At 41.1% G+C, this 7,988-nt stretch carries 8 protein-coding genes and 1 pseudogene; 3 read left to right on the plus strand and 6 right to left on the minus strand.

Features of this window, described 5'->3' with window-relative positions:
* Positions 1 to 774 precede the first annotated feature (774 nt).
* Positions 775 to 1,128 (plus strand): hypothetical protein, encoded by a 354-nt coding sequence (locus LC574_RS16250; RefSeq protein WP_229454474.1) that lies wholly within the window; start codon positions 775 to 777, stop codon positions 1,126 to 1,128.
* Positions 1,047 to 1,853 carry an ABC transporter ATP-binding protein gene (locus tag LC574_RS16255; protein WP_229454475.1) on the plus strand — a complete coding sequence of 269 codons (807 nt, stop codon included), beginning with the start codon at positions 1,047 to 1,049 and terminating at the stop codon, positions 1,851 to 1,853. The genes LC574_RS16250 and LC574_RS16255 overlap by 82 nt, the downstream gene beginning before the upstream one ends.
* Before the next feature lie 719 nt (positions 1,854 to 2,572).
* On the opposite strand, the gene LC574_RS16260 is transcribed toward LC574_RS16255, so the two are convergent.
* Together LC574_RS16260 and LC574_RS16265 are read right to left on the minus strand one after the other, a co-directional pair.
* Positions 2,573 to 2,830: a transposase gene (locus LC574_RS16260; RefSeq protein ID WP_229454476.1), complete on the minus strand. Its 258-nt coding sequence runs from the start codon at positions 2,828 to 2,830 to the stop codon at positions 2,573 to 2,575.
* A 576-nt stretch (positions 2,831 to 3,406) separates the two neighbouring features.
* A complete protein-coding gene (locus LC574_RS16265; protein WP_229454477.1) occupies positions 3,407 to 3,913 on the minus strand; it encodes a hypothetical protein in 507 nt (168 codons plus the stop codon).
* Positions 3,914 to 4,579: 666 nt separating this feature from the next.
* On the opposite strand from LC574_RS16265, the gene LC574_RS16270 reads away from it, so the two are divergent.
* The gene (locus LC574_RS16270) at positions 4,580 to 4,840 is read left to right on the plus strand and encodes a hypothetical protein (RefSeq protein ID WP_229454478.1); all 261 of its coding nucleotides are present in this window, start codon (positions 4,580 to 4,582) and stop codon (positions 4,838 to 4,840) included.
* Positions 4,841 to 4,957: 117 nt separating this feature from the next.
* Here LC574_RS16270 and LC574_RS16275 read toward each other — a convergent pair.
* The 4 genes and pseudogenes from LC574_RS16275 to thrS form a co-directional block, all read right to left on the minus strand.
* Positions 4,958 to 5,194, minus strand: a pseudogene (locus LC574_RS16275) (His/Gly/Thr/Pro-type tRNA ligase C-terminal domain-containing protein); the annotation flags it as partial.
* 29 nt (positions 5,195 to 5,223) lie between these two features.
* Entirely contained in the window at positions 5,224 to 5,559 is a 336-nt protein-coding gene (locus tag LC574_RS16280; protein WP_229454479.1) for a XisI protein, read from the minus strand.
* Positions 5,547 to 5,963 (minus strand): XisH family protein, encoded by a 417-nt coding sequence (locus LC574_RS16285; protein WP_229454480.1) that lies wholly within the window; start codon positions 5,961 to 5,963, stop codon positions 5,547 to 5,549. Before LC574_RS16285 ends, LC574_RS16280 begins: the two co-directional genes overlap by 13 nt.
* A gap of 66 nt (positions 5,964 to 6,029) precedes the next feature.
* Positions 6,030 to 7,904: a threonine--tRNA ligase gene (thrS, locus tag LC574_RS16290; RefSeq protein WP_229454481.1), complete on the minus strand. Its 1,875-nt coding sequence runs from the start codon at positions 7,902 to 7,904 to the stop codon at positions 6,030 to 6,032.
* Positions 7,905 to 7,988 lie beyond the last annotated feature (84 nt).

A 7,988-nucleotide genomic window follows, 5' to 3' on the forward strand; every position in this document is an offset into this window, starting at 1 on the left:
CTTTTGTAATCCCAGCTGCTGCTAAAAGTTATACCTTAATAAATACAAGTGGGGAGAAAGCTAAAGTAGTGTCGGCGATTGTACTAATTTTTGGGCACTAGTGAGCGAATGCTCTATCTGGTTTAGACTCCGAATCTTTCTAACAGGTACAACTGACTTTGTGATTATTGCCCTTGGTAATAGTTGCTGGTTACTTGTTGGTATTTCTGCCGCCATAATAGGAAAAGCGACAACACGCAGAGGCTTATAAATAGACATCACCATCACTGAACCTATCAGCAACAGACTCTGTAAGAAAAAATAGTTTAATCTCTGCGGCTTCATTGAACCTTCCTCATACACACTTGATCATCTGTTGCTCACCACATGCTCTTAGTTAAGGTATAAAGGGTAAGTGGAAAACCTATTACCCTTTATCCAAAACCCTATGACAATCTCACCCCAAGATTCTGCTCCTTAAATTGGGGTTGTTGCATCAGGTACGTCGTTTATCGTAGTCTGAATATTACCAACAAAGTTGAGTAAAATACCAAATATATTTTTGATACAAATCTCAAAAATAGCATTCTAAATCTTGCTACTCTGACGGGGCAACTCATCATTAGGCTGCTCAAACTGAGTATTGAAGCCGTTTTTAATTAAAATCATCTGGGAGAGTGCTGTTAGATTATCTTAAGTCTTTTGTCAGAGTATCTTCACCAAACGCAGCATTAAGTAGCCAATATTATTGGTAATATCATCGCAATATGATTTACATATCTATCGTGAAAGGCGATGTCTACGACAAGCCCTTACGGTCTACGCGGTTCTTTAGAGAAAGTCTTGATATATGATGACCTCCTGAACGCAAGATGCTATGCTCTACCATTTCGGCTAGCTTTACAAATTGGATTTTGGTCATTCCTCTGCCAAGAATCATTAGTTGGATTCAAAAGCGATGGCAAAGCCATCGCCAAGGGCGAACGCAATAAAGCACTGGGCGGCAGTGCGATCGCACTCCCAGACAAACTAGACTTATGTACTTATCCTTGCAATAAAAAAGCCCTATGGACAACACAGCTCTTGAAACCCAACATCTCAGCCTTGCTTACGACGGCAAACCAATTATATCCGGTCTCAACCTGCTGATTCCTACAGGACAAATTACCGCTCTAGTCGGCCCTAATGGCTGTGGTAAATCTACTCTACTGCGAGGTTTGGCTAGATTACTCAAACCCCATATTGGTACTGTATATCTCAATGGCGCTGATATCTTTCGACAGTCAACGACAAAAGTTGCACAGCAACTCGGTATTCTCCCTCAAGGCCCAGCAGCACCAGAAGGATTGACTGTGCGAGATTTAGTAGCGCAAGGCCGTTATCCATATCAACATAATTGGTTTCAATCTTGGACTGCTGAAGATGAACGCCAAGTTCGCAAAGCGTTGGCGATTACAGACCTCAACGAATTAGCTGATAGAGCTGTAGATACCCTATCTGGTGGACAGAAGCAACGTGCTTGGATAGCCATGACCTTGGCACAAGATACGCAAATTCTACTATTGGATGAGCCAACGACTTTCTTAGACTTAGCTCACCAAGTAGAAGTGCTAGAGTTACTTTGGGATTTGAATAAACTTGAAGGGCGGACAATTGTCATGGTGTTGCATGACCTGAACCATGCGTGTCGTTACGCTCATCAACTAGTAGCTTTACGCGATGGCGCTGTCATGGCTTATGGAAATCCGACAGATGTAATGACAGAAGAAATGGTGCAGGAGGTGTTTGGATTAGCGTGTCGAATTGTGCCAGACCCAGTAATGGGTAAACCTTGGTGTGTACCTTTGAGACGACAACCTCATAAATATTCATAGGATTAAAAATTTAAAAGCGATTTGAATAATTTTTATTTAACAGTAGAACATTAAAAAGAGGCAGTTTGATTGCTCCTCCCTTAATAGAATGCCAAAAATTACTTTAATCTATGGCAATCATTACATCTGATGATTTGACTATGGCGTAGACTTGTTTACCTTCAGTAAGTTTCAAATTTTCTGCTGTTAGCCATAGGTTTCTAAGCTATGGCGGTTTTTGGGACTGGTGCAAGATATGAGCCTCTAACTAGCGGCGTAGTCCGCTAGTGATATATAGAAGAAACACAGGGGGCTAGAGGAAAATTTGAGAGCTTGAGACTATAATTAAAAGTTACCCTGACAGCCAAAACCGTCTTTACAGTGGTGCGATCTTACGCCCGTATATGAGCCTGGTTCTAAGTACCATTGGTGAATTTATTGGTGAAGTGACATCTTGATGGTCGCTATCCCGTTTAGGAGATTAGATTTGGACACCGCACTTAGGTCAGGGTACTTATTTACTTTTCAAAGGGAGCAATGCGATTTTGTGAGATGACCCCTCCGGGAGAGCGATCGCTAATCAAATCTTACGTATAAATTAAACATTTAAGACAATCTAAGTATCAAATACTAAGCTAAAAACTCTTTGAACAGAACAATAGACATAGTAAAACTAGGGTTTACTCAAGTAAACTAACCCAAATTGCAAGCTAATAACTATAATTCCAATTAGGTTAAAATCAACCAGGACATTTTAGCCGAGATAAATAATTATAAGCTGTTGCGAAAATACCTTTGTAGGGGCAAGCATTACTAATTGCAATTAAAACCCCTCGGCGACTAACAGTAATAATTGCTCCTAATTTCAATAACTTTCTACGAATAGTTCCAATTTGGGCATTTCGGAGTTCGGTTTTTGCCAAACATTTCTCTCGAAGGGCATTCATCAAAACATAAGCTATGGAAGTAAACCACAGACGTAATTGATTACGTTTCATGATCATTTATGTCTTCATAACCCATTACTAATCCGTACACTCTCTGTGTCACAGGTAATTGGATGTAACATGCCGTCAGATTTGGTCAAGAGATTAGCGATCGCAAACTAAATAGAAGCTTCCTTTGGAAGCTCTATGGGTAAAACCAATTATGGGCAAGGATCACAGATTATTCTTTGCCGAAAGTAACAAAAGAGGGCTAATACCAATTTAAGATGAAGCTGCATAGAATAGGGCTTCAAGAATGAAATTATAGGATGACAGTGAGCTGATTCGCTCCAATTAGTAATAGTTAACCTCAAGGGTCGGTAGTGGTTTTTCAGGTTTTGGCTATTATTTGCGTAAGTCCTGTTGTTGATTTAATAAAAATCTGACAATTCAGGCCATATAGAAAAATTAACGCTAAACCTAACCCTTGAGTAATTTTCCTTACTAGGGAATAGAAGCGAGGTTTTCTACATAAGAGTGAAAAGTCAGATATTGGAATGAGTGGAAAAAGAGATTGTGTCTGTCCTACCGCCAAGTAGAATTAATGCTCAGTTCACTTGGAACTAAGCTAATAAATAGGCAAAGGGATTAACCACGACCCCAGTTGCGATCGCGCTCATAGCGACGGTAATTATCACGAATGTTGCGAAGGTTATTTTCGCGGTCATAGCGATAGTTATTGTCATAAATGCTACGAAAGTTATTATCGCGGTCATAGCGGCGGTTATTGTCACGCTTATAGCGGCGATTATTATCGCGTTCATAACGACGGTTATTGTCACGCTCATAGCGGCGATTATTATCGCGCTCATAGCGACGGTTATTATCGCGCTCGTAGCGACGGTTATAATCGCGCTCATAGCGATAGTTATTGTCACGAATGTTGCGAAGGTTGTTCTGGCGGTCATAGTCACCATGTCTGTGGTGACGACTGTAACGTTCGTAGTAACCATCATTGTTGCGTTGATAGCCGTAGCTATCTAACTCAGCAACATAAGAGGCTGGTGTATTAGCATCAGCTTTTGGAGAAATAGCCAAAGCTGATGCAGATGCTATCAAGCCAGCGAGCAAAATAGAGGTAAAGCGGTTCATCATGTGAGTTAAAAATTGTTGACAGTAATTTATGCAAGTCCAGTCTGTTTAGGAAGAGCAGATTCCACAAGTCTTTAGATCAATCCTATCAGTGTTGAATAACTCGAAAAGTTTTCTTGGGTGCGGTGATTGAGAAAAGTTTTGTTGTCTGTGATACTTTCTGACCTTCCAGATTCCGTGAAAAGTTAAAATTACAGCTATTTTCAGGTAAATAGACCACGCGGTAGGGGCACGAGCCAGCTCATACGTGTCAACTTAACGTAAAAGCTATGTCCCGCAAGGAACTGAAGTTCCTTGCTAATAGCGGAAGTCATCTGAAGATGACTAAATATAGCAAAAAATCTTTAGTCTACTTCAGTAGACTTTAGCTAAAAGCCAAAGAACTTTAGTTCAAGGCGGGTGAGTCAGCCAACAGTTAAACTATAGGAATCGTATTTGATTTTTGAAATTATTTACGTAGGCGGGGAGTGGGTAGAGACGCGATTAATCGCGTCTGTACGGAGTAGGGAATAAGGAATTAGGCTTTTCGAGTTGTACCGAGCTTTTTCAGAAATCAAATATTAGTCCTATATTTATAGCTTAAGTTGACACCAATGAGCATTGCTGTGCCCCTACGATAGATGTGGTTCAAATACATGAAAACTGCTGTAAAATGAGTATTTGAACTGGATGAATCCACCTCTGAACTCCGTTAACGAGTATTTGCTACTCGTGAATGAGTCTTTGATACTCGTGAATGAGTCTTTGAGCTTCATTAATGAGTGTTTGAACTCCGTTAATGAGTCTTTGATACTCGTGAATGAGTCTTTGAACTCCATTAATGAGTGTTTGAATTCCATTAATGAGTGTTTGAACTCCATTAATGAGTGTTTGAACTTCATTAATGAGTGTTTGATCTTAAATACGTTACATAAGCGAAGCTCGTCGTAGACATCGCACCTTTGCCAAAACCTAACAGCTAGGCGATGATCGGATCACAATCAGCCTCAGTGCCCTACTAGACAAAACGCACACCAATTATAATTAGTGTGCGTCTGCGGTTAGATTTTAGAAATTCTCGAACTTAGCGTTGGCGCAGCCCGCACTTCGACTTGGCTCAGTGACCACCGCAGGCATCGCATCCTTCATCTTATCCACCACCTCATCTACAGGGATAACTCCCAATTCCCCAGAGGCGCGGGTACGGATACTCAAGGTGTTGGTTTCCACTTCTTTAGCTCCCACCACAGCCATCACGGGTATTTTTTCTTTCTCTGCATTGCGAATCTGTTTACCTAAGCGATCGCAGGTCTTTGAAAATTTAAATTGAATTTCTAAGCAACAGCAAATCCCGTATATTTTCTAACGTTAGGTTCGTGAAATCCTAAAACAATATCTTCTTTAGGGATACCTGCTTGAACGAGTTCATTCGCAATACCATTTTCGGTATTATCGGACTGAATCCAAACTTTACTGTGAATTATTTCGACATGAATTAAACAGCTATGCAGGTGTTGTTTATCATCCCAGCCCTCAGAAATAATTAGATATTGATCATTTTCTGAGTCAAATGCCGCTCGATTACGGATATTAGCATTTGCATAGGAAATATTGAGATATGCTGCAAGTGTTTTACGGATTATATTTCGGTAAGACTCTAGTTTATCCATTTGGTAATCACCTCTTCTTGGGAATCGAAGACAATCAATTTTAAAGTATTATCTTCTAATAAAATTTTGCCAATTTCTTCTGTAAAAATTTTAATAAATACTGTGTCACGAATTGCTAAATAAAGAATTATTTTTGATTCAATTCGTCGGAGAGCTTTTTCGTACAATATGTACTGACCAAGGGCATTTTTGAGGTCTTCTACTTCCGATACGCCGATAAAACTTTTTACTTCTACAGCAATCTTCTTTCCCTGTTTTTCTGCGGCTAACAGTTTCTCGGCTGCTAAATCAATAAATATATCCTTCTTACCAATTTTTAGGCTAAGGGGGTCATCCGTAATCTTCCACCCATCTTTGATGAGTGCATTTTTCACACAATCATGATAAATGTCTTTGGCTGGCATTAATTCTGATTTTTCAGTTAATTTTTGAGGCTGGGCATTACCCAGCCTACTGTTTGCTATTTGAAGTTAATCTGCGCTTGTGACATCGATCTGAAGGTTATCGAAGTTAGCGATCGCATCCTTCATCTTATCCACCACCTCATCTACAGGGATAGCTCCCAAGTCCACAGAGGGGCGGGTACGGATACTTAAGGTGTTAGTTTCCACTTCCTTAGCTCCCACCACAGCCATCACGGGTATTTTTTCTTTCTCTGCATTGCGAATCTGTTTACCCAAGCGATCGCCACTGGTATCAACTTCTGCACGGATGCCCAACGCTTTCATTTTCGTCACCACATCTTTAGCAAAGTCTAGCTGTGTATCACCTACTGGCAGTAATCTAGCTTGCACTGGCGCTAACCACAAAGGAAAATCGCCTGCATATTCTTCAATTAAGATCCCAATCAGCCGTTCCAATGAACCAAAAGGCGCACGATGAATCATCACTGGGCGTTTGCGAACGCCATCTTCGGCGACGTATTCCAAATCAAAGCGTTCTGGCAAGTTGTAATCTACCTGTACAGTTCCTAATTGCCATTCCCGATCTAGGGCATCACTAAAGATAAAGTCGAGTTTGGGGCCATAAAATGCCGCTTCTCCAATACCTTCAAAGTGATCCATCCCCAAGGTTTCAACCGCACGGCGAATTGCACCTTCGGCTTTGTCCCAAACTTCATCGGAACCGATATACTTATCACTAGCTGGATCGCGGAAACTGAGTCTAGCTTTAAAGTTCTTCAGTTGCAAACTATTGAACACCGACAAAATTAAATCCACCACACTGAGGAATTCACTATCTAGCTGTTCTGGGGTGACGAACAGGTGAGAATCATCCACAGTAAAACCGCGCACCCGTGTTAAACCGCCCAATTCCCCTGATTGTTCGTAGCGGTAAACAGTACCAAATTCCGCTAGTCGCATCGGTAGTTCTCGATAAGAGCGTAACTCACTCTTATATATTTGGATGTGGAAGGGGCAGTTCATCGGCTTCATGACGAAGCCCTGTTCCTGTGCAGCAGCTTCTTCATTATCTGCCATCAAAGGGAACATATCTTCTTTATATTTCTGCCAATGTCCAGAGGTTTTAAATAAGTCTACTCTGGCAATGTGAGGCGTTACTACAGATAAATAACCCCGTTTTATCTGTTCTTGCTTGAGGAAGTCTTCTAAAGTACTCCGTAACAGAGTACCTTTGGGTGTCCACAAAGGTAAACCCGGCCCTACTAAATCAGAGAATAGAAATAATCCCAGTTCCTTACCCAGTTTCCGGTGATCTCGCCGTAGCGCTTCTTCTTTACGTCGTTTATATTCAGCGAGTTGTTCTGGGCTTTCCCAGGCGGTGGCGTAGATGCGTTGTAATTGGGCTTTAGTTTCATCCCCACGCCAATAAGCACCAGCAACGCTTTCTAGTTCAATTGCTTTGGGGTTTAATTCACTGGTATTTTCTAGATGAGGCCCTGCACATAAATCCCACCATTCATTCCCCAGATGGTAAATCGTGATTGGTTCCTCTTTGATATCTGCCAGGATTTCTAGCTTGTAAGGTTCCTTAATTTCCTGAATCCGGCCTTGGGCTTCTTCACGGCTGACTTCTTCTCGAATAACCGCCAACTTGCGATTAATAATCTTCGCCATCTCTTTCTTGATGGCTTTGAGATCATTTTCGCTAAATGGTTCTGGATTATCGAAGTCGTAGTAAAAACCGTTTTCAATCCAAGGGCCGATTGTAACTTGCGCCTTGGGAAACAGCTTTTGTACTGCCATTGCCATAACATGGGAAGCAGTGTGGCGAATCTTCTTTAAGTTCTCCGATTCGCTGGTACGCGGTAAATAAATTTTTTCAACTTGTTCTGACTGTTCGGACTGATTTGATGAATTTGGCGACATTGGCTGCTGAACCATTGGCGAAGTGATTACAAAAGGTGATTTATCTGAATCTGTAGGCTTATTCAACTATAACGACTTTGATAATCCAGAACCATTTAG

Source organism: Nostoc sp. CHAB 5715 (assembly GCF_020829685.1).
GTDB lineage: Bacteria > Cyanobacteriota > Cyanobacteriia > Cyanobacteriales > Nostocaceae > Nostoc.